The sequence below is a fragment of the Parabacteroides sp. APC149_11_2_Y6 genome, from assembly GCF_054506995.1.
Genome location: NZ_CP173709.1, coordinates 2,645,657 through 2,666,840, shown reverse-complemented (window position 1 = coordinate 2,666,840; position 21,184 = coordinate 2,645,657). Strand labels below are relative to the sequence as shown.

Annotated in this window: 27 protein-coding genes, 3 tRNA genes and 1 pseudogene; 24 read left to right on the top strand and 7 right to left on the bottom strand. The window is 37.6% G+C overall.

The genetic code is table 11. The features are described 5' to 3' along the window. Positions 1-293: 293 nt before the first annotated feature. Positions 294-692 (top strand): lipocalin-like domain-containing protein, encoded by a 399-nt coding sequence (locus ACGE0T_RS11090; RefSeq protein ID WP_459186718.1) that lies wholly within the window; start codon positions 294-296, stop codon positions 690-692. A 163-nt stretch (positions 693-855) separates the two neighbouring features. Here the strand turns inward: ACGE0T_RS11090 and ACGE0T_RS11085 are convergent, their stop codons facing one another. Beyond that, positions 856-1,398 (bottom strand): 30S ribosomal protein S16, encoded by a 543-nt coding sequence (locus ACGE0T_RS11085; RefSeq protein WP_459186717.1) that lies wholly within the window; start codon positions 1,396-1,398, stop codon positions 856-858. A gap of 145 nt (positions 1,399-1,543) precedes the next feature. Between ACGE0T_RS11085 and ACGE0T_RS11080 the strand changes: the two genes are divergently transcribed. Further along, the gene (locus ACGE0T_RS11080) at positions 1,544-3,181 is read left to right on the top strand and encodes an ABC-F family ATP-binding cassette domain-containing protein (RefSeq protein WP_459186716.1); all 1,638 of its coding nucleotides are present in this window, start codon (positions 1,544-1,546) and stop codon (positions 3,179-3,181) included. Here ACGE0T_RS11080 and ACGE0T_RS11075 read toward each other — a convergent pair. After that, a complete protein-coding gene (locus tag ACGE0T_RS11075) occupies positions 3,178-4,656 on the bottom strand; it encodes a DUF3943 domain-containing protein (RefSeq protein ID WP_459186715.1) in 1,479 nt (492 codons plus the stop codon). The two genes, ACGE0T_RS11080 and ACGE0T_RS11075, sit on opposite strands and share 4 nt — an antisense overlap. A gap of 157 nt (positions 4,657-4,813) precedes the next feature. Between ACGE0T_RS11075 and ACGE0T_RS11070 the strand changes: the two genes are divergently transcribed. The 6 genes from ACGE0T_RS11070 (at position 4,814) to ACGE0T_RS11045 (ending at position 9,130) form a co-directional block, all read left to right on the top strand. After that, positions 4,814-5,425 carry a trimeric intracellular cation channel family protein gene (locus ACGE0T_RS11070; protein ID WP_459186714.1) on the top strand — a complete coding sequence of 204 codons (612 nt, stop codon included), beginning with the start codon at positions 4,814-4,816 and terminating at the stop codon, positions 5,423-5,425. Between the two features lie 21 nt (positions 5,426-5,446). Then, positions 5,447-6,517, top strand: coding sequence for an asparaginase (locus ACGE0T_RS11065; RefSeq protein WP_459186713.1), 1,071 nt, complete (start codon positions 5,447-5,449; stop codon positions 6,515-6,517). Positions 6,518-6,546: 29 nt separating this feature from the next. After that, positions 6,547-7,350 (top strand): MBL fold metallo-hydrolase, encoded by an 804-nt coding sequence (locus ACGE0T_RS11060; protein ID WP_459186712.1) that lies wholly within the window; start codon positions 6,547-6,549, stop codon positions 7,348-7,350. 92 nt (positions 7,351-7,442) lie between these two features. Continuing rightward, a tRNA-Lys gene (locus tag ACGE0T_RS11055) sits at positions 7,443-7,515 on the top strand. Between the two features lie 22 nt (positions 7,516-7,537). Further along, positions 7,538-7,610, top strand: a tRNA-Lys gene (locus ACGE0T_RS11050). Positions 7,611-7,825: 215 nt separating this feature from the next. Beyond that, positions 7,826-9,130: a phage integrase SAM-like domain-containing protein gene (locus ACGE0T_RS11045; RefSeq protein WP_459186711.1), complete on the top strand. Its 1,305-nt coding sequence runs from the start codon at positions 7,826-7,828 to the stop codon at positions 9,128-9,130. A 202-nt stretch (positions 9,131-9,332) separates the two neighbouring features. Here ACGE0T_RS11045 and ACGE0T_RS11040 read toward each other — a convergent pair whose 3' ends face one another. The 3 genes from ACGE0T_RS11040 to ACGE0T_RS11030 all read right to left on the bottom strand — a co-directional run bounded on the left by ACGE0T_RS11040 (position 9,333) and on the right by ACGE0T_RS11030 (position 12,448). Next, positions 9,333-10,478: a sugar-transfer associated ATP-grasp domain-containing protein gene (locus tag ACGE0T_RS11040; protein ID WP_459186710.1), complete on the bottom strand. Its 1,146-nt coding sequence runs from the start codon at positions 10,476-10,478 to the stop codon at positions 9,333-9,335. Between the two features lie 132 nt (positions 10,479-10,610). Further along, positions 10,611-11,687: a type I restriction endonuclease gene (locus ACGE0T_RS11035; protein ID WP_459186709.1), complete on the bottom strand. Its 1,077-nt coding sequence runs from the start codon at positions 11,685-11,687 to the stop codon at positions 10,611-10,613. Between the two features lie 59 nt (positions 11,688-11,746). Then, positions 11,747-12,448, bottom strand: coding sequence for a S24 family peptidase (locus tag ACGE0T_RS11030; protein WP_459186708.1), 702 nt, complete (start codon positions 12,446-12,448; stop codon positions 11,747-11,749). Positions 12,449-12,628: 180 nt separating this feature from the next. Here ACGE0T_RS11030 and ACGE0T_RS11025 point away from each other — a divergent pair, with 180 nt between their 5' ends. The 12 genes from ACGE0T_RS11025 (at position 12,629) to ACGE0T_RS10970 (ending at position 18,514) form a co-directional block, all read left to right on the top strand. Further along, positions 12,629-12,883, top strand: a complete 255-nt coding sequence (locus ACGE0T_RS11025; RefSeq protein ID WP_459186707.1) for a hypothetical protein — start codon at positions 12,629-12,631, stop codon at positions 12,881-12,883. A 19-nt stretch (positions 12,884-12,902) separates the two neighbouring features. After that, positions 12,903-13,217 carry an SH3 beta-barrel fold-containing protein gene (locus ACGE0T_RS11020; protein ID WP_459186706.1) on the top strand — a complete coding sequence of 105 codons (315 nt, stop codon included), beginning with the start codon at positions 12,903-12,905 and terminating at the stop codon, positions 13,215-13,217. A gap of 323 nt (positions 13,218-13,540) precedes the next feature. Further along, on the top strand, positions 13,541-13,687 hold the full coding sequence (locus ACGE0T_RS11015; protein ID WP_459186705.1) for a hypothetical protein: 147 nt from the start codon (positions 13,541-13,543) through the stop codon (positions 13,685-13,687). A gap of 7 nt (positions 13,688-13,694) precedes the next feature. Continuing rightward, on the top strand, positions 13,695-13,886 hold the full coding sequence (locus tag ACGE0T_RS11010) for a hypothetical protein (RefSeq protein WP_459186704.1): 192 nt from the start codon (positions 13,695-13,697) through the stop codon (positions 13,884-13,886). A gap of 55 nt (positions 13,887-13,941) precedes the next feature. Next, positions 13,942-14,022, top strand: a tRNA-OTHER gene (locus tag ACGE0T_RS11005). Positions 14,023-14,047: 25 nt separating this feature from the next. Next, positions 14,048-14,290, top strand: coding sequence for a hypothetical protein (locus ACGE0T_RS11000; protein WP_459186703.1), 243 nt, complete (start codon positions 14,048-14,050; stop codon positions 14,288-14,290). A 393-nt stretch (positions 14,291-14,683) separates the two neighbouring features. Then, positions 14,684-14,959 carry a hypothetical protein gene (locus ACGE0T_RS10995; protein WP_459186702.1) on the top strand — a complete coding sequence of 92 codons (276 nt, stop codon included), beginning with the start codon at positions 14,684-14,686 and terminating at the stop codon, positions 14,957-14,959. Between the two features lie 143 nt (positions 14,960-15,102). Further along, a complete protein-coding gene (locus tag ACGE0T_RS10990) occupies positions 15,103-15,495 on the top strand; it encodes a hypothetical protein (protein ID WP_459186701.1) in 393 nt (130 codons plus the stop codon). Next, complete coding sequence (locus ACGE0T_RS10985; RefSeq protein WP_459186700.1) at positions 15,495-16,703, top strand: PD-(D/E)XK nuclease-like domain-containing protein; 1,209 nt, start codon at positions 15,495-15,497, stop codon at positions 16,701-16,703. Before ACGE0T_RS10990 ends, ACGE0T_RS10985 begins: the two co-directional genes overlap by 1 nt. 150 nt (positions 16,704-16,853) lie before the next feature. Beyond that, entirely contained in the window at positions 16,854-17,810 is a 957-nt protein-coding gene (locus ACGE0T_RS10980) for a phage integrase SAM-like domain-containing protein (protein ID WP_459186699.1), read from the top strand. Between the two features lie 59 nt (positions 17,811-17,869). Beyond that, positions 17,870-18,307 (top strand): hypothetical protein, encoded by a 438-nt coding sequence (locus ACGE0T_RS10975; RefSeq protein ID WP_459186698.1) that lies wholly within the window; start codon positions 17,870-17,872, stop codon positions 18,305-18,307. A 24-nt stretch (positions 18,308-18,331) separates the two neighbouring features. Next, complete coding sequence (locus tag ACGE0T_RS10970; protein WP_459186697.1) at positions 18,332-18,514, top strand: hypothetical protein; 183 nt, start codon at positions 18,332-18,334, stop codon at positions 18,512-18,514. A 51-nt stretch (positions 18,515-18,565) separates the two neighbouring features. Here the strand turns inward: ACGE0T_RS10970 and ACGE0T_RS10965 are convergent, their stop codons facing one another. Beyond that, positions 18,566-18,748, bottom strand: coding sequence for a hypothetical protein (locus ACGE0T_RS10965; protein WP_459186696.1), 183 nt, complete (start codon positions 18,746-18,748; stop codon positions 18,566-18,568). Positions 18,749-18,844: 96 nt separating this feature from the next. Between ACGE0T_RS10965 and ACGE0T_RS10960 the strand changes: the two genes are divergently transcribed. Then, positions 18,845-19,123: a hypothetical protein gene (locus ACGE0T_RS10960; RefSeq protein WP_459186695.1), complete on the top strand. Its 279-nt coding sequence runs from the start codon at positions 18,845-18,847 to the stop codon at positions 19,121-19,123. Here ACGE0T_RS10960 and ACGE0T_RS10955 read toward each other — a convergent pair. Then, positions 19,120-19,398 carry a hypothetical protein gene (locus tag ACGE0T_RS10955; protein ID WP_459186694.1) on the bottom strand — a complete coding sequence of 93 codons (279 nt, stop codon included), beginning with the start codon at positions 19,396-19,398 and terminating at the stop codon, positions 19,120-19,122. The two genes, ACGE0T_RS10960 and ACGE0T_RS10955, sit on opposite strands and share 4 nt — an antisense overlap. A gap of 149 nt (positions 19,399-19,547) precedes the next feature. Here ACGE0T_RS10955 and ACGE0T_RS10950 point away from each other — a divergent pair, with 149 nt between their 5' ends. From ACGE0T_RS10950 to ACGE0T_RS10940, 3 genes and pseudogenes are all read left to right on the top strand, one after another. Beyond that, positions 19,548-19,760, top strand: a complete 213-nt coding sequence (locus ACGE0T_RS10950) for a hypothetical protein (protein WP_459186693.1) — start codon at positions 19,548-19,550, stop codon at positions 19,758-19,760. A 617-nt stretch (positions 19,761-20,377) separates the two neighbouring features. Continuing rightward, positions 20,378-20,665 carry a hypothetical protein gene (locus ACGE0T_RS10945; protein ID WP_459186692.1) on the top strand — a complete coding sequence of 96 codons (288 nt, stop codon included), beginning with the start codon at positions 20,378-20,380 and terminating at the stop codon, positions 20,663-20,665. Between the two features lie 31 nt (positions 20,666-20,696). Then, positions 20,697-21,146, top strand: a pseudogene (locus tag ACGE0T_RS10940) (DUF4494 domain-containing protein); the annotation flags it as partial. Positions 21,147-21,184: the final 38 nt, after the last annotated feature.

Genomic DNA, 21,184 nt, shown 5'->3' with positions numbered 1-21,184 from the left:
CATATTGGAATCGGGTAATTAAACAACCTTGTTTTTATGACAATATTACAGAGTGGAGACACATTGTCATTTCCCGTCAGAAGGTTAAAAAACTCTTTTGCCAAGCGGATTTTATCGATTGTTTGTCGGGGTTGAATGTTTTTTATTTAGATTTACATCCTTATAAAGTGTGTGTGACAGAAGAGTGTTTTTTAGATATATTCTCAATTGTATCGTGTAGTTTCCTCGCTTTTCTTTTATTTAATGTATAATCTGCTTTCTGAAGGAAACGGTTAGCAAAAGTATTGTCCGATATGAGAACATTGGGTAAGATTTTATTGATGATTGTGGTGGGACTGAGTTTTATGGCATGTGGCAAAAAGCAGAATGACAATGCAAAGATTGCAGGAATCTGGCATGTGGAAGGGGTGGTTTATAAGGAAAAACAGGTTACGGACTTTAATAAGTCGCCTTATTTTATAGCAACGGAAACTCATTTCTTTTTCGGAGATGCGAAAACAGCCCAGTCCGGTTTAAATTATTGTTCTTATACCTATAATGGGAAAGATATGATTATGTATGCTAAAAATGAAGAGGGAGGGAAGGCATGGATTATTTATGTCTTGCAACAGAATACGGAGAAGCTGGTATTTGAATATGACAGGGATGGAGACGGGGAGATGATTGTAATTTCCTTAATCCGGGCTAAATGAAAAAAGAGATAGTGGCTTCGATTATGAAGGTAGTTAGGCATAGATTCAAAACATATATGCTTTGATTTTAAAACATATATGTTTTGAATGCAAAACACCTATGTTTTAAAATAACAAGGCCGCCCCTGAAAAGAGACGGCCTTCTATTTTGGCATTGCGAGAATTATTCAGCGCTTTCAGTTGCCGGAGCTGCTTCTTCTGTAGGAGCTGCTTCTTCGGCCTGCTTAGCAGCTTCAGCGGCTGCCAATTCTGCTTTCTTTTTAGCTACGATTTCTGCTTTTGCCTTGTTTGCTTCTTTTTCAGCTTCTAAAAGAGCTTTGGCAGCAGCTTTTGCAGCTTCACTGTCTTTTTCTTTTACAGCCTGTAAAGATGCTTGTTTTCCTTTCAACCAAGCTTCGAATTTAGCTTCTGCTGTAGCTTCGTCGAAAGCACCTTTCTTAACACCTTCCAATAAGTGTTTTTTCATGCAAACACCTTCACGGGAAAGGATGTTACGAGTAGTGTCTGTAGGTTGTGCACCTACCTGTAACCAATACAAAGCTCTTTCGAAGTTCAAATCTACTGTAGCAGGATTAGTGTTCGGATTATAAGAACCTATCCTTTCAATAAACTTTCCATCACGTGGAGCCCTGCTGTCTGCGACTACAATCTGGTAAAAAGCATAGCTTTTACGACCGTGTCTTTGCAATCTAATTTTTGTTGCCATGTTTGAATAATTAATTTAAGCTGTTTGTATTAGCGGGTGCAAAGATAGGGCTTTTTGTATATAAAACAAATATTTCCCCGCCTGAATTTTCAGTCAGGGAAATTTCCCTACCTTTGTGCCTTCAATTAATAAAGTTATAATACATATGATTTCAGTAGACGGATTAACTGTTGAATTTGGTGGGGCTGCTCTTTTCTCGGATGTATCGTTTGTTATTAATGAAAAAGACCGGATTGCCCTGATGGGGAAAAATGGAGCCGGTAAATCTACATTATTGAAGATATTGGCAGGAGTACGTGAACCGACACGTGGCAAAGTGTCTGCACCGAAAGATACGGTTATAGCCTATCTGCCCCAGCATTTAATGACAGAAGACGGCAGGACGGTTTTTGAAGAAACAGCCCAGGCATTCGCCCATCTGCATGAGATGGAGGCGGAGATTGCCGCTATCAACAAAGAGTTGGAAACCCGTACGGATTATGATTCTGATAGTTATTATGAATTGATAGAACGTGTCTCTACATTGAGCGAGAAATTCTACTCGATTGAAGAAATCAATTATGATGCGGATATAGAGAAAACATTGCTGGGGTTAGGATTTACGCGTGAAGACTTTACACGCCAGACCAGTGAGTTTAGTGGCGGATGGCGCATGCGTATCGAGTTAGCTAAGCTATTGCTAAAGAAACCGGATGTATTGCTGCTCGACGAGCCGACTAACCATCTGGACATCGAGTCTATCCAATGGTTGGAAGATTTCCTGATTGATAACGGACAAGCTGTGATTGTAATCAGTCACGACCGTGCTTTCGTAGACCATATAACTACCCGTACCATAGAAGTAACTATGGGACGTATTTATGATTATAAGGTAAACTACAGTTCCTACCTTCAACTTCGTAAGGAACGCCGCGAACAACAACAAAAAGCTTTTGACGAACAGCAAAAATTTATAGCTGAGACAAAAGAGTTTATCGAACGTTTCAAAGGAACCTATTCAAAGACCCTGCAAGTACAGAGCCGTGTGAAAATGCTTGAGAAGCTGGAAATACTGGAGGTGGATGAAGAAGATACTTCTGCTTTGCGTTTGAAATTTCCACCGGCTCCGCGTTCCGGCTCTTATCCCGTTATGATTGAAAATGTAGGGAAGACTTATGGTGACCATGTCGTTTTCAAAAATGCGAACCTGACTATAGAACGTGGAGATAAGATAGCTTTTGTAGGGAAGAATGGTGAAGGTAAATCTACATTAGTAAAATGTATTATGAAAGAGATTGAGCATGAAGGAACGCTTACACTCGGTCATAATGTGATGATTGGTTATTTTGCTCAGAACCAGGCATCCTTGCTGGATGAAAACCTGACAGTTTTTCAGACTATCGATGATGTGGCAAAAGGGGATATCCGTAATAAAATAAAGGACCTGCTTGGTGCTTTCATGTTTGGTGGCGAGAACTCGACAAAGAAGGTGAAAGTCCTTTCTGGTGGCGAGCGTACTCGTCTGGCTATGATTAAGCTCTTGCTGGAACCTGTCAACCTGCTGATTCTCGATGAACCTACCAACCATTTGGATATGAAAACCAAGGATATTCTGAAGCAAGCGTTGATTGATTTCGACGGAACGTTGATTGTCGTATCTCATGACCGTGATTTCCTGGATGGACTTGTATCCAAAGTATATGAGTTCGGTCACAAAAAAGTAACCGAACACTTGGAAGGTATCTACGAATTTATGCAGCGTAAAAAGATGGAGAATCTGAACGAACTGGAAAGGAAAAATTAAAGCCTTATTCCTAAGCTCAGCATAACATCATAAGTGGAACTGTTCACCGTCGGATAGTATTTATATTCTGTCCGTCGGGTGAAATATCGGTTCGAAACGGAGATGTTGAATTTATCCTTCAGCAAATATCCCAATCTTACGGAAAACATAGTCAATCGCGCATTGCCTATGTTTCCCTGGATGTTTGTATCATTCAATTGTTCCGGATCCCAGAAGCTATCCGGATTGTACCCTTTCCATGTAAATATCTGGTAGTTCTCCATGTTGATGAGGAATGCCAGGCGTTTGTTGTAGATGGCGCCTGTTAATAATTTACCGCTGAAACCGCTTCCCAGATTATAATCCCGGTCTCCTAATTTCAGATAATCGGAGATACTTGCACCCAAAGCTACTCCGTTCAGGTAAAACTCGGCGAAGATATCAGTTTTATCATCCTTATTGTTTGCCCGCTTATAATAGATAAGACCTCCCCCGGCTGCTGCTGCTTCCGATATGCGGTAAGGTGTATGCGATTTGAGTCCGGAATCGTAATAGTCGAAATGCTGGAATACACCGGCTGTCAGGGTTCGCGGACCTTTTTCCCAAACCCTTTTTCCCCATAAAGCACCGATAGCATTTACTTGGGTGATAAGCGGCTGTGAAGAGAATAAGTCTATGCCCATATGAAAACGGAACCATTCGTATGGTGAATAAAATTCATCATAAAACGGGTCCCCATAGTCCAGATGGAAAGAGATATTCATACTGACGGAACTTTCCCTTTCTTTGCTTTGATCCAGTTTTAGTTCGGATAGGTAGCGAGGACCGGTAGTAATAATGAAGTTGACCGGTACGGAGGGGAAATGCCTTCCTTTATTTGTCCTGTGTTTCCAGGCATCACCGGAAATCAAACGGTTTATCCCTCGCATGGGAGAGATGATACCCGCTAATATTTCACGTCCTACCCGTTCGGCTCCATGGCTACGGTTGTCGATGAACAAATCCGACAGGCGGTAAGTGATTTCTCCCAACTCGATGCCTCCGAATGTAGTGGCAAGCATATCATTGATAGAAGGGGGTTCCGTCTCCATGAAGAACTCCCACATCAGGCTACCTCCGGCAGTATAAGGGATGGATTGCCAGAAATTCAACCCGTTGCTACGGGCAGCATTAAAATAAAGTGAGCCGTGATAAGGGTGGGCAAACAGGTTTGTCGAGAATTTATCCGTATCCCATACCGGACCTGTTTTAAAATTATTCTTAATAGTACCCCAGTTTATACGGGCAAAATCTTCATTTACAACATAACGGTCAAAAACCCAAACTCCCATATTCAAACTAAAGACCTCCAATGCAGCCTTCCATGGGCGGGGAGGATTTATTTTGATGCTATCGCTGGTATATTGTCGGGTCGCTCTTTGAGGGAAATATCCCTGGCTCCAGGTTGTCAACGGATAGAGCAAATACAAGAGTGTACCAAATATTATTTTTCTCATTTTGCTGTTTGTTTGGTAAAATCATCAACGCATAATCGGCTACAAACATATTTATTATAAACAAAAATTTATTTGTTTGGTTTAAATTATTCTCAGGTCATTTCTATATAAATACAGAATATAGTGAGCTTTTTATTAATTTTGCAGAAAAAACACAATGATAGATTTTATCACCTTTTGCGATTACACAGGGACATTCGCATTTGCAATTAGTGGTATCCGACTTGCTTCCGCCAAACAGTTCGACTGGTTTGGAGCTTATGTTGTCGGAGTTGTAACAGCCGTTGGCGGAGGAACGATCCGCGATATTTTATTAAACGCTACGCCTTTTTGGATGGAACAGGCGTCTTATCTGATTATATCTGCTCTGGCTTTGCTTTTTGTGATAATTTTTAGAAAATATGTCATTAGTCTGAAAAATACCTTCTTTATTTTTGACGCGATTGGCTTAGGGCTTTTTGGTGTTGTTGGAGTAGAGAAGGCACTTGCATTCGGCTTCCCTATGTGGGTGGCGATTGTAATGGGAACCATCACGGGTGCATTTGGGGGAATGATTCGTGATATATTGATAAATGAAGTGCCTCTTATATTCAGAAAAGATATTTATGCTTTGGCATGTGTGTTCGGTGGTATTGTATATTGTATTTGTTTGTCGATAGGAGTGAGTCCTTTGCTGACTCAATTTATTTCGGCTGCAAGTATTTTTATATCCCGTATCCTTGCAGTGAAATATCATATAAGTGTGCCAGTGTTGAAAGGAGAAGAATAAAATTATTACCTTTGCAGTTATATGGCGATAAATATGAATACTCAGTGTGAGAAAGCTTCTATCCTGCTTATTTATACAGGGGGAACTATCGGTATGATTGAAAATCCGGAGACTGGCGTCCTTGAATCTTTTAATTTCCAACATCTTAAGGATAATATGCCGGAATTAAAAAAATTGGGATATGCTGTATCTACTATTCAGTTCGACCCGGCTATGGATTCTTCTGAAATGGGACCGGAATCGTGGATGAAGATTGTAAAGATCATAGCAGACAACTACCAGTCGTATGATGGATTTGTAGTGTTGCATGGTACGGATACAATGTCGTTTACTGCTTCAGCTCTGAGTTTCATGCTTGAAAACCTAAGTAAGCCGGTCATCTTTACCGGTTCGCAATTGCCTATAGGCATGTTGAGGACGGATGGTAAGGAAAATCTGATTACAGCAATAGAGATAGCTGCTGCAAAAGAAAATGGTGTCCCTATTGTTCCGGAAGTTTGTATCTTTTTTGAAAATGACCTGCTGAGAGGAAACCGTACCAGTAAGATTAATGCTGACAACTTCAATGCTTTCCGTTCGTATAATTATCCGGCGCTTGCTCATGCCGGTATTTATATAAAGTATGATACGCAGCAGATTTATCATTCTGTGTCTCGGAAGCCATTGAAACCCCATTATTTACTGGATCGGAATATTGCCGTACTAAAATTGTTTCCCGGCATTTCTCCGCAAGTAGTAGAGAGTATTTTAAATATTCCGGACCTGAAAGGCGTTGTGATGGAAACCTTCGGAAGTGGTAATGCTCCGTGTTACGATTGGTTCCTAAAGATGCTGAAAGAAGCAGTAGACCGTGGGATTGTTATTGTGAATGTAACCCAATGTAGTGCCGGAAGTGTGGAAATGCACCGGTATGAAACAGGGCATAAATTGTTGGAAGCGGGTGTGATAAGTGGTTTTGACAGTACAACAGAAAGCGCGGTTACAAAACTGATGTTCCTTTTTGGTCATGGCCTGACACCGGATGAGGTGAAAGAGCATATGAACTGTTCGCTTATCGGGGAGGTGACAATCCCAGATACATTCCGTCCATAATTTAAGCCGGATGTTAATGATTAAGGAAAATGAAACTGTCATTTTTAAGTTTAGCAAGTGGAAGCAGTGGAAACTGCTATTATCTGGGTACCCCTGAATATGGGGTGTTGGTTGATGCTGGTATAGGCATCCGTACGATAAGAAAGGTATTGAAGGATAATTCTATAGATTTCTCTAAAATTGTAGCTGTTCTGATTACGCACGATCATGCGGACCATATTAAAACAGTAGGCTGTTTGGGAGAGAAATTTTGTATTCCCGTATATACAACAGAAGCAGTACACCGTGGAATCGATAAGAGCCGTTACGTGGAAGAAACTTTGAACAGTTCCCGCAGGATTATAGAGAAGGAAGTTCCTTTTACTATCCGGGATTTCCGTATTACGGCATTTGAAGTACCTCACGACAGTACCGATAGTGTAGGATATCTGATAGAATACGGCGAACATAAATTTACTTTTGCAACGGATGTCGGTCATATAACAGACATCGTAAGCAAATATATGAGCATGGCAAACCATCTGATTATAGAAGCTAATTATGATGAGGAAATGCTTCAATTCGGAACGTATCCTGCTTTTCTGAAAGAGCGGGTGGCAAGTCCGACCGGCCATTTGAGCAATCGTGAGGCGGCAGAGTTCCTGGCTACTCATTATGACCCGAAATTAAAGGATATCTGGTTGTGCCATTTAAGCCGCGATAATAATCATCCCGAATTAGCATATAAAACGGTGGATATCCGTCTGTTCCAAGAAGGAATACGGGTAGGGAAGGATGTCTCTTTAGTAGCATTGAAGCGGACTACGCCTTCTGATATTTATGAATTTGAATAATTTTCCGGGTAAAAAAAGCCCTGAAAAGTTTGCAAAGAAAAATTAAACCTCTATCTTTGCACCCGCAATCGAGAAACAAAGATTGCATGAATGACTTGGTAGCTCAGCTGGTAGAGCAAATGACTCTTAATCATTGGGTCGAGGGTTCGAGCCCCTCCCAGGTCACTCAAAAGAAATAATACATGATGACTTGGTAGCTCAGTTGGTAGAGCAAATGACTCTTAATCATTGGGTCGAGGGTTCGAGCCCCTCCCAGGTCACTTAAAGCAACAAGTTAATAAACAGCATTTTACAGTTTAATCTGTGAAGTGCTGTTTTTGTTTATAAACCTTTTTTATCGGGTAAATTAACTAAAAACTGCCAAATGTGCGAAGTTTATACGCACACCTTCACACAAAAGATTTGAAACTAATTTGAAACAGGTTTTGAAACTAATTTGAAAATCGTTTGAAACTAATTTGAAAATGGAGGTTATATGGCAAACTTGAAACTAGTCATCAGAAAAGGCCAAACAAAAGAAAATGGTGAATGCGTTATTTACGCTCAAATCACTCATCGGGGTAGTGCGGAATGGATATCTACCGGTATCTATGTCCTTCCTCAAAACTTTAAAGCTACTCGTGTGTATGGTGGTAAAGGTGGTGATGCGAATGCAAGTATGAAGAATATTCAACTTAACGAGATTGTAACCAAGTACGAAAGAAAATTACTTAATCTGGGAGAAAAAGCAAACTCTTTAGATGTAAAGGTCATAAAGAACTTTCTTTTGTCCCGAAGTGAGGTTTTTTGTGTAACTGATTTCTTTGAATATACAAAGAGAAGAATCAAAGATCTGGAAGAAATGGGGAAAAATGGAACTGTGGTTCCATTAACTAACACTTTGCATCGGTTACAGGAGTATCATCACAAGCCTTTGGATTTCTCTGATATTACAGTGTCTTTTTTGGAAAAGTTTATTGCCGATCAGCACAAGAAAGGAAAGAAGAAAAACACAATAGCTCTTTACCTCCGATACATCAGGTCTATGTTTAATTCTGCCATCGACGAGTATAATTCCAATCCTGCAGATCCGGTAATAACGAATTATCCTTTTCGCCGATTAAAGATTGAGAACGAGCCAACAAAGAACCGGAATTTATCAATCGAGACAATCCGAAAGATTAGGGATGCCAAACTTCCTACATCAAAGATGGAAATAGCAAGGGATATTTTCATGCTTCAAATGTACCTCATGGGCATAAATACGAAAGATTTATTCTATATGAAGAAAGAGAGTATAAAGAATGGCCGTTTGCAGTTTAATCGCCATAAAACGGATCGATTCTATAATATGAAGATAGAACCGGAAGCAGAGGCTATCTTGGGAAAATACGAAGGGCAAAAATATCTTTTGTGGTTCGCGGATTACTGCCTTGATGAAAGGGACCTGAATTATACCCCTCATACTCGTAGATCGGAATTTCAGTATGCTAATTCAGAAGCATTTAATAAGATGCTAAATCAACAGCTTCGAAAGATAGCCGACTTATTAGATATCGAAACGGACGGAAATCTTACAACCTATTTTAGTCGTCACTCATTTGCCACTCTTATGCGAGATATAGGTATAAGCAAAGATGATATTTCGATCTGCTTAGGACACCGGGAGCCAGAACATAATCTTATTACCACGGGTATATATATCAATGAGGATTATCGGAAAGCTGATATTGCTAACAGACTTTTTATTGATGAGCTAAATAAGGAAGAGAAGAGGTGTGAAAATAAAATAGCTCTATAAAAGAAGTCTGGATAGTGATATCTAGAATAGCTTAAAAAGGCCGGGGAATGATTGCCCCGGCCTATTTATGATTTAGTTTGTTTTTTAATTCGTTGAATTTATCAGGGTTTTCTAATTCTCCCTAATAATATTTTACATACCTGTTTCGGTCAAAACTATCCATCTTTAAATTGTTTCATGAGGATGCGTAAATAGCTTAATATTATAAATCTTTTATACTGAATTTATTTGAAAACCAAAAATCATCCGGACAATTTATGTGAAATTGTTTTTTTACTCCACCAAAACAATCTTGTATGATTGATATATCTGGGCCATTGTTTGCTTCAATAATAACTGGGCCATCTACTGAATAAGCAACATCCCATCCTATGTATCTTATCTCTGAAAACTTAAATGCAACGTTTTTGATAAATGTAACTATTTCTTGCCAGAAAGGAATGAAAAAGCTTTCAAACTTAAATCCTGAATAAGGATGATATTCGAATATTTCTTGTTGATTTGATATTGCGTACTTTTGGAGTTCTCCCGTAGCTACATTCACTCCAATGTATATACCACCGGAGCTTGCATTGTCAACATCCATTCCCTTATTCCCCATTCGAAGTAAAGTGAATAAGATTGCAATTTCTGCATTCCCTTTATATTCTGTTATGATTCGAAATGTATTTACGGAGTTAGGATAAATATTATTCATGACAGCATGTTGTACGATTCCTTTTTGAATAATATAATCTTGTAAAAGAAGGTTGTTTAGAAAATCAGGGGTAACAATAGTAGAAGATTCTTTATTTATATACTGTTCTTTTTCTTTTTGCAAGACAATTATACCTCCACCACCAATACCATATCTAGGTTTGCAAAATATTTTAGTGGAATCAGATTCTATTATTATGTCAAAAGCATCTTCTTTATCTATAGGGTTCTGTCTATGAGTGTAAAAATGTTTTTCTTTTGAAAGAAGAATAGTTTGTGCTTGGGTAATCTGAAACCCTTCACAAATAGCATAAAAAAGAAATTTATCTTCGCAGAGTAAGTTTCTTGATAAAAAGGATTTAGGGTATAGTAAATAGTAGGCAAAATAATCAGGTATGTAACATTTCATCTCATCTATAGAAAAACAGCAATCAGAACGGTACATATTGTATCGAAAATACTGGAAAGGATATGTTTTCCAGTATTTTTTCAATATGTTCATTTCTTTTCGAATGATTTGAGCTGGTTTCTTTTGTTCGCAGACATGGTATCTGTTGATATAAAATTGATTTTTTTTTCGGTAAAATCTCTTGTGGTCTATTTCAGATAATTTCTTAATAAAAAAATACAATTGCTTTTTTATGAATGACATAATGTTTTGTTGTTTATGTAAGACTGTTTGTATAGATTCTAGGCGTATTGATTGAATTTTATATTGTTTATTAATCAAATGAATACATATAGCTCGATATAAATAGTCAAGCTATATGCTTTAATTGTGAGATTATTTTTGATAGAACTCAATAATTTTAATTAGTTCTTCTGAATAAGAATATATATCATCAAGTGTTTCTATATAATGTTTAGTCTCTTTTTTATTTTCATCGAATGTTGCAATATATTTTTTAGATGAATTAAAGTACATCCTGCATATAGGTTTTCTATTATTATCATCAAATAATATGGCAAAATAGGTTTGAGCATCGCGATATACAACCCGTGATATATCTACATGGTTACGGAGAATTGCTTTTACTAATAAATAGCTCTCGATTTCTTCTTCTGTGGTTATGATTTTGTTGTCTTTATCTATTTGTTCTTCAGATGAATTGTTATTTGAAGATATATCATCTTCAATATTTACGCTTTCTTCTGATTTTAATGCGGATTTGAGACGTTCCGAAATGAGGTCATTAATATATCCATTTATGGATTTTTTTGTTAGTGATGTAAATTGTTCTAATATTTTAGGCGTTATCATTCCATCATAAACTTGCTTTGCGAAATATTTTACAAATTCAGGAGAAGGATTAATAAACTCTTTATTGATAATCACTTTTAGTTCTCCTGTATATTTTAATTCGCTAGCAGAACTTAGTACATTTTCAATATCAAAATATGATTTGTGGAATTTTTTCAATTCTTCGACTTGAACATCCTTTATGTCTGTAATGTCAATTTCGAGGAAAGGTTTAGTATCCATCTTATTAGGTTCAATAAGATCTGTGTAGAAGCGGTAGATAATGCCATTCGTTAAAACTCCAAACTTAGCTTTAGATACATTAAAATACCGGATAAGTTGATTGTCGTGTAGATTTAAATCTTGAGCCCAATGTTTGCACTCTACTAGAATAATGGGTTCTCCATCTTTCATAATAGCATAATCTATTTTTTCACCCTTTTTCATTGCTATATCGCAAGTCATCTCAGGTACAACTTCCATAGGATCAAAAACATCATAGCCTAACGCATTAATAAAAGGCATGATAAATGCATTTTTTGTGGCTTCTTCTGTTTGAATGTTATCCTTTAATTTAATAACTCGATCTGATAGCTGTTTAAGTATGTCTTTAAAATCCATGATATTAAATATTTAGAGTTTGTATATTAAAAAAATAAATGTTTTCAATAGAATAATTTTTATAGCCGTGCATTCCTTTCCACTATTTTTATGATGTTATAAAGCTCGGCTACTTCATCAAGGCAGATTTTGTAGTCGTGGAATAGTGAATTTAATGGATGACATGTAATTATACCATTCTCCACATCGTGATCTATGATTTTTTTTATTGATATTCCATCTGTTTTGTGTACAATAACGAAGTACCAATCATTATAATGTAATTTGGATCGCCACAGTTCACGTTTGACCTCTCTGCCAAGAACTTTATCACCATCGCAAATCGCACGACGGCTATCGTCATCCATGCTATCTCCTTCAGCTTCAAAAATCATGTATTTGCCCAGGTAAGTTTTGTCTACAATGACCGGCATTGTAGGTAGTTTATTAATGTATTCTTTGTCTCCATATCCTGACAGGTAACCACATTTTGCATGAACGTGCACGATAGGTACTTCCATATAGGATATGTTCTCAATGGCATGCGCATTGGAAATGAATACTTTTTCTAGAACTTCTACAAAAGGCTCTCCTTTTTCATAGAGAATCCAATCCATATTCCAGCGTGGAAAAGTTTTTTGAATTTTCTCTATTGTGGGTTTTCTAAAAGACTCACCTATTTTATCAAGGTATCCATTTCCTAAACCTGATACAGTATAAAATTGATTGGGATTAAGACCTTCTTTTTCAATAAGATAAAACATTCTTTCTTTTAGTGTCATATGGATATTCTAATTTTATTATAGAAAGTCTAGCATAATAACATATATTAACTAGAAATACTATGCTAGATATAGAACTTCTAGTATATTTGCATCATGATAACGCTATCACGATACGCAACAAAGATAAAGCATATCGAAATAACGGACAATAGTATAAACATATTAAAATACACGATTATGGCACGCTTATACGAAACAGTACAATTAGAACTTGAAAATGCAAGACAAGAACTTGTAGAAGTAGAGGCAATGTCAGAAAAAGAGGTCTGCTATAAATATGATGTAGATAGCAGAGATGAAGCAATCGAAATAATCAATGAAGGAATCACTGCACTTGAAAGAGAATCCGAATATCTCATGCCGGATAACCTATATGATTCTGCTATTGAAATCTTTGGTAGCTATGAAGCAATGAACTCATTTTTATACTAATACATAAACATACACGATTATGAAAACGAATTTCAGACACAAAGTTTTTTGCATGGCTTACGAGCTAATGACAGCTACCGGTAAAGCATTCGCCGTATGTCTTTCTCGTGCTTGGGCTTTATACCGGCTGACAAAGCAGATGCACAAAGGTATAGTAGCTTTTGCTTATGAGAAAAGTGACGGTAGCCTTAGAAAAGCAAAAGGTACTCTCAAAGACGTTCAGAACCTTATTAAAGGCGCAGGTTCTGAAAACCACAAAACGGTTCGCTATTTCGATATAGACGCAAACGGCTTCAGAAGTTTCAAGGTAGAAAATTTCATAACCACATATTAAAATATAGGGCGTAAGTCGAAAGAGTTCGACTGGTGATGGATAGAGATTCAGACAAGGTTCGACTCCTTGACGTTCACAATGTATATAACGCGGTTTTACCGTGCGCTTACCCGCAATATAGCGGACGCGAAGTTAATCGGCTACAGGCAGTAACCACCGACACGTTCACAAGGCTAAGGTAAATAATCGAAAGTTGTAAGCATGGCTTTTAAATTTTCTTTAAGTAGAAATTCAACAAGATACATATACATATAGCCCGTCCAGTCTCGATTCTGGGTACAACCGTCTAAAAGGTTGGCGGGCACAAATAAATTCTAACGCTTATGAAAAAGACAATTTATGGGATAGCTCTATTTATGGGTTTTATCCTTATGGTATCCGAATCAATGACATTTATACCAAATCTCATAGGTATCGTTGTTTTTGCTTATTCTGCCTATAAACTTGATTTAATAACAGACTTAAAATAATAAATATATGGAAGCAAAAGGAATAGAGGAAATGACAAAAGAAGAACTGATAGAATTAATAGGTTCTCTTAATAAAGAATTGGAAAATACTCAAAAGGATGTCTCCCTTTATCGTGAATGGAAAAACAGAGAAGAGGCAGGTCGGTTGTTAGCAGAAAAGAAAATCTTAGCTGCAAAGGCTTTTTTTGAAGTTGTTTAGTTCGTTTATGTTTAGGTTGTCTTAAAAAAACTGCCGGGTGAAAGTCCCGGTACATGGGCGGTTGTGTTTCGTGGGCTGAAACTATGGAGAGGTGCACCAATAATCCATGAGGCCGGTTCGACTCCGGCACCGTCCACATTAATTAAAAATCAATTTTACTTATGGAAAAAGAAATAACGATAGATGAAAATTATCAGACAACCAGATTGTTTGATAACATAAAAGTAGGGGATATATTCAAAGTCCCATTTGATAAAAGTCGTCATACTGGTATTAAGTCTGAGGCTGCCAGAAGAAATAAAGAGGCACGGCTTACTAAAGAATTGAAGGGTAGGATGGATATTAAATTTCGCATATCGGAAACTGAGTATCCTGGATTTACTTCGATAATACGTTTGAAGTAATTAAGAAATATATACGATTGTGGAAAGAGTATTGACAGAGCTTAGTCTTGAATGCGAAAGAACTGCCGTTTTATATCTAAAAGGAAGTGAGAAAAAAGAGATTGCAGATATGAAATGTAGAGCTATAAGTACTATAAGTAATCAGATACAGAAAGCAATGAGCATACTCAAAGTAAGAAATGGACGGGAATTAGCGTCATTATATTACGAAAGGGTTCTTAAATCCTCTATTGCTTGTATTCTTCTTTTTATTCTTTGTCTTGACAGTCATTTCGAGATGCGTCGGCAAAGAATCCGAACCCGTACAAATACAAATGTTGAACTTGTCGCCCGTACCCGTACAAGAGCGAGAGGGCGCAATATGCCATTAGTCATATGACACTTGAAAATAGAATGTACTCTCCTTTAGAGGTATTGGATATTGCAGAACAATACGCAGAGAGTAAATCAAAAAGACTTATCACTGAAACGGTTCGTTCTACTCTTAGAATGATAGGCGTACTTAAACCTACAATGAATCGGTCGGAGGCAGAACGTGAAGCTGGTTCCCGCCGGAAAGTTGCTAATGCTCTTCGTGATGGTTCTCTTCGTTGTGTCAAGAAAGGACGAAACGTAATCATCAACCGTGATGACTTTGAGTCATGGTTGAAAGAGAATGAATTTAACTAACCTGTGAAGGCTGTTTATTAATAAGTTGCTTAACCGGGTGACCGGGGCAGCCTGAATGTTTTCTCCTTGTCAAGCGAGACTGGACTGGGTTCGATTCCTGGAGGCTGACAATATTTAGTATCAACACTCAAAAAACATTTATCATGGAATCAACATCATTAAGTCAGGTTGCCGGACAGCAGGTAACATTATTTATCCCGGATACAGAGTCTATCGGGAAGTTGGAAACAATGGAAAGTAAGTTTACCCTTACTACCAAATACCGTTCTGCTGATGATTGGGCGGCATTGAAAGATAAACCGGTACGGTGTTATTATATGGGATTGAAAGATGTCCCGAACGACCAGGGGGAAGCCATAACATGCGGCATCTTTGTTTCTCCAAAAGAAATATTCCTTTCCGGGCAGAAAGTGCTTGTCGATGCGGTAAGGGCTTTGCCGGAACAGACGCCTCTTCTGATTGTCTATAAGGGTAAGAAAACAAACAAGTCTACCGAAGGCAGTACGATGATTTTCGACGTTGTAATGTTAGGGTGATGGAAGACCTAAGTTATCTGGCAGAGGGGTTGGACATGCAATCCCTCTCTTTTTTGTCTGAAAAGGGCAGTGCATCAAAAAGCATAGACTACACCCGCTCTTTGAAAGACTATGCCACCCCGCATGAGATAGCGACTTTTATCCGGGAAAGGGAACAGTCCTGCCACATCTACTCGGACAGCCTTAGAAAGAACGGCTTTGTCATAAAGGAGTCGATGGAAAAATACCTGGCGGCAAAAGATTTCCTGAACTCCGGTGCTTTGAAAGAAGCCTTAAAATCACCGCTTCACTTGTATTACGCTCTGGAATCCGGTTGGAAAGACCAGTTGGAGGCATACCAGAAGGCAAAGAATTATTTTGTGTTAGGCGAATTTATCCATCAGGCAATCCTTGAACCTCGCAAATTCAAACGTGTCGTTATTGAACCGGGTTACAAATTGAATACCAAAGACGGGGTGAAAGCCCTTATTTCATTCTGGGAGGACAAGCTATCCGAATCAAACGAGGAGGATGGGACCCGGAACAGGGAGGAGATTAAAGACACTATCGTAAAAGCCGGATTCGACCTTGATAAAATGGATGGCCTAAGGCAATATTATGCGGTACTCAGGACCACATCCGGTTTTCAGGCAATAGATGAAACGAACTACCTTATCGTAAGTATCATCTATTCCAACTATAAACGTTATGGCGACGGTGTATTCTTTGAACTGTTCAAACACAGTAAAAGGGAAACTTCCCTTTATTATCAGGAACCGGTTTATGGGGTACCACTGCGTATCCGGCCGGATGCCATGCAGTTTTCGGAGAATATAGGTGCCGACACCATTATTTCTGTAAAGTCTACCCGCGCGGAAAGTATCGGTCATTTCACCTACCAGACAGCCAAGCTCTGTTATGAACTATCCGAAGGTATGTACCTGGACGTCGCCAGTGCGGTAACGGGGCGGGATTTCAGGAGCACAATCATGGTTATGGCACAAACTATCCCACCTTTCGGACTGGCGGCTTTTGTCTGGGACCCGGAAGACCTCGAAGTGGGGAAATACAAGTACCGGCAAGCCCTACAAACGGTTGTAGAGTGTAAAGAGTCCGGCAAATACCCCGGTTATGATGCTTACGCGGAAAGCGGTAACTTAGGATTGATTGCGATGAAACAACCGGAATGGAATACAAAGGAGCTTCATCCGGTGGATATTGAGAATTGAGTGTGATTTATAGGTTTGGTATGGAAAAGCAAACCCGGACAGTTGGAGCTATCCGGGTTTTGTAATCTCTTAATGGCTTTACAGGCTATCAATCCCAAAAGCACTACACAAATATAGTGCTTATTAATTACAATTCAAAATATTATGGTTATGTCAGCACTAAAAATTGATTTTTCAGCTTACACAGGAATGTCATTACAAAGTGAATATTTACGTAACCTTCCTGTTTGTAGTTTTGTACAGTTTGCAACCATCTTCTTGCAAAGGAACCCGCGTGCAAAGTGCCTTCTGTCACTAAAAGCCGCACTCTTGAACTTCATCCGTTTTCAAGACAAATATGATGAAACATATAACACCGATGAGATAGGGAAAGAACTGTTGGATGATTATGCCGGCTTTCTTCATATTGACAGGAAGTTGAAGGTAAACACCATTAAAGGCATTATCCAGCGCATGAAATACTATTTGAAGAAAGCTCATGCAAATGGCTGGGCGGTGGATACCTCTTATTCGGATGTCAGGATAAGGAACGAAGACCTGTTCTTTGTCTATCTCACAGAAAGGGAGATTGCCCGCATTTATTATTTCAACGATTTGACAAAGCGCGAGGATGAATTGAAGGACCTGTTTCTTCTGGGCTGTATGATAGGGTTAAGATTCTCTGATTATTCCCATCTTTCTATTCGCAACATTGTTGGGGATAATATCCAGATGTTGACGAAAAAGACAAAGGTTTGTATACCGGTTACCCGGTATGTGAAAGAAATATTCGCTAAATACAATAATTGTCTTCCTAAAGCCTGTTGTATACAGTATTTCAATAAAGTAGTCAAAGATATTTGCAAGAAAGTAGGTTTGACTGAACTAGTAACTTATGAAAGGGAAGTTGGCGGGGAAATCGTTACAAGGTCTATCCCTAAATATAAGCTGATAACATCCCATACAGCCCGGAGGAGATTTATAACAAACTGTATAATTGACAATATCCCGGAAAACAGGATAAAGAGTTGTACCGGGCATAAATCAAGTGAATGCCTGTCGCGGTATAATCAAATGACTTTGCAGGAAAACGCCCGTTCTCTTGCAGGGAATGGATATTTAATTTAAAAACAATTAGCCACCCTGATTTATTCTCGGGGTGGCTCTAATCTAAGAATAAATGAATCATGGAAAGAATAAATCATCCGAAGGCGATAATAGAAATAACTTCCTTTAGAGGAATAAGTAGCGATGCAAGGCATTTTTACGGGAAGCTAAGAGAGATGGTCGGATTTGAATCCTTTGAGCTGAAAAGACCTATCACCAAGGAAGAATTAGAAAAGCTTCATGACAGGTTTTACTGTTATGAAGAAGGGGATGCAGTTGCTGCTTTTAATTCTTGGCAGGATGTTATCGCTGCTGGTGCCAAGATGGCTAAAGAGAAAGGGATAGCTCTGCACGACGTGGCTGTAGATGGAATACCTAACACAATACGTCTTCCATACTTCGATGCTATTAAACCTTTAGACACAAGACTTAAATGTAAGAAATGCGGAAAGGTTATTAAACCGGGTGAAGGAGTGTATAATACCCCCAGAGGAGTATTTTGTGAAAAATGTTATTAATTCCAAACTAAAAAATAACGAGCTATGGTAACAATATCAATAGATGTAAAAGCAACAAATGTTCAAATTGATCCTGCTGGAGTTGAATGTGTTAACCTCATGGCAGACATTGACGCTCGTGATATCGACAATATTCTTGATAGTATAGGAGAAAAGGCTATTGCGGAATATATGCGTGAGAATGGTTATTACTGTGAAATTGACTAACAATCTAAAGAAAAGAAGCTATCTGTTGTTTTCAGATAGCTCTACTAAAGATTATTTGTTATGTCCTGGAGCATGTCGCTTAGCGGATTTTTCACCTGTGATCTTTTTAGCTTGTCCCGGAGGAATCGTTTTTACCTTATTGGGTTTATGGTGCATGTGAGCATGAGTTGCACAAGATGAGAAACTAATTCCTATAATGACAATGAAAATAGCGAGTAAATATTTTGTTTTCATAAAAAATTATTGAAGTTTAATTTGATGCAAATATATAACAATCCTAAGGACTAAATAGATTAATGGGTATTTCAAATCTCACGAAAGAACTGAATCATGAATGTAAAAGATGCTGCAAAAGAAAGCTCTATAAGAGCAGGATATAACCCCAATATAGCTGCGGATGCTGTTGGGCAGGCTGTTTATGAAACTGCTTTTATTGCCGGAGCCGAATGGGAAAGGTTAAAAGCGATAGAGGCTTATCGGAATATTTGTTCCTCTTATAAAATTTCCCCCCGGTATGAATGTGGTAACTATACACATAGACTGGAATGGAAAACTAAAGTATGTGACATGAATTGTCAGTATATGAAGAATTTAATGGAGAAAATTTAAGAAATAAGCCAGCCTAAAAGAATAATGAGCAACGCACATACAGCGAAGGCTATTTTTACTTTAGATAAATAAGTATTGTCTAAATCCTTTTTTTCTATGGTTTTTTTCTGAATTTCTTCCATTTTTTCAATAGTAATATTAGACATATCAATGCTTTTCCCATTTTCCATAAGGCGGTTTTGACGTTCTTTCATCCGTTCCCTATTCAATTTGCGAAGCTCACGGTTTTCTTTATCCCGTTGCAACATATCATTTATGCAGCCTAAAGTACCCATATGTAACGTTTTAATAATACAAACTAAGGCAATATACAAAAAAATGGATAAACAACAATTTAAATACTGGCTCCGGATTAAAGGTTTCCGTCCGGAGCAGTTTGGAACAGGTACGAAGTGGAACCCGATAAAATTCAAAACTTAATAAGATGTGCATACTCATTTACGATGGGGATGTGGAAATACAATCCCCAAAACAATTAGAGGAACATTTCCCGCAGATAACGGACATTGTCCATGCAGAAGGATATAATGACATAATACCAGATGCATGTTTATGTCAAGTGGACGTAGAGGAGACGCTTTGCCGTGCTGGCATTAAGTATATTGAAGATTACGGAGATTATATAATTCAACATTGATTAATAACTTAAAAAGTCAAGAATTTTAGTAGATAGAACAAATACATGATTTAACATTTCAAGATCTATATAATGTTAAGTATTTGTTAACTTTTGTATTTCATTTTCTATTTTTAGTCTTGTGTTTTTATTATAAAACGAATAAAATGTAAATATTATGTTTAATAGTTGTCGTTTTAGAAAAGAACCATTTTTCTCAAAGTGCTTTTTTAACTTTTTTAGAGCTCAAAATTCTATTTTATATCTATTGTGTAAATTTTGTTATTAAGAGATTATACTATTTATTTAAACTATATATTGCGGCATTGATTTTTAATAATAAACAATAGTTATGAATAAGAACGTATTAATATTAAACTAGATTATCGATTATATTGGTATATGTACAAAATTTATTTATATAAATAACAAAATGAAGAATAAAAGCAGTCCGTAAATACCATATAGTAATCAATAAGTTCGGAATGAAACAGATAATCAGCGCCGATAAACGTTTAGATACCATCTATTCTCGTTAACAGTACAAGTTATAGGGTTGAAACGGAAAGAAAGGCAAACCAAATTAATAGAGAATACAGACTCTTTTAATAAATCAACATTTAAAACGAAATAAAATTATGAAATTGAAAAAAGATGATGCTTGTCAGGCATTAGTAGAAGGAAAACTTATTCTTGCGTATTTTGGTAACAATGGAGATTATAAATACAACCATTTAGGAACTCCCATTGAAATTCGACTCATTGGAAATTTATTTTGTACTTATACATCAAAAGGTCTTCATTCAAGAAAATTAAAAAAGGGGGAAATACTGGATGCTTTATATGATAAATTTGATTTTCTTGACATCCATCCAGTTTGTATTTTAGATAAAAGGCCTGTTAGGGAATCTTTGATAAAAGATTAGTTTTTTACTACTAACAAAATGACAAATTATGATGCACAACTGGTTTGAATGTAAAATATCTTACGAAAAGATATTAGAAAACGGGATGCAGAAAAAAGTAACGGAACCCTACCTTGTGGACGCCCTTTCTTTTACAGAAGCAGAAGCCCGTATCATCGAAGAAATCCGCCCCTTCATAACCGGAGAGTTTACAGTAACAGACATTAAACGTGCCCGCCTGTCGGAATTGTTCTTTAATGAGAATGGGGACCGTTTCTATAAGTTCAAGGTATATTTTATCACTTTGGATGAAAAGAGCGGAGTCGAAAAGAAAACTGCCGCTTCTATGTTAGCTCAGGCTTCAACATTAAAAGAAGCAATCGCCGTATTGGAAGAGGGAATGAAAGGGACAATGGCAGACTATACGGTTGCTTCCGTTACCGAAACAGCTATCATGGATGTTTTCCCTTTTAACGCAGAAGTGGACAAACGCACCAGCGATATGGACAAGCAGGAGATTGAAAAAGCTATTACAGGTGA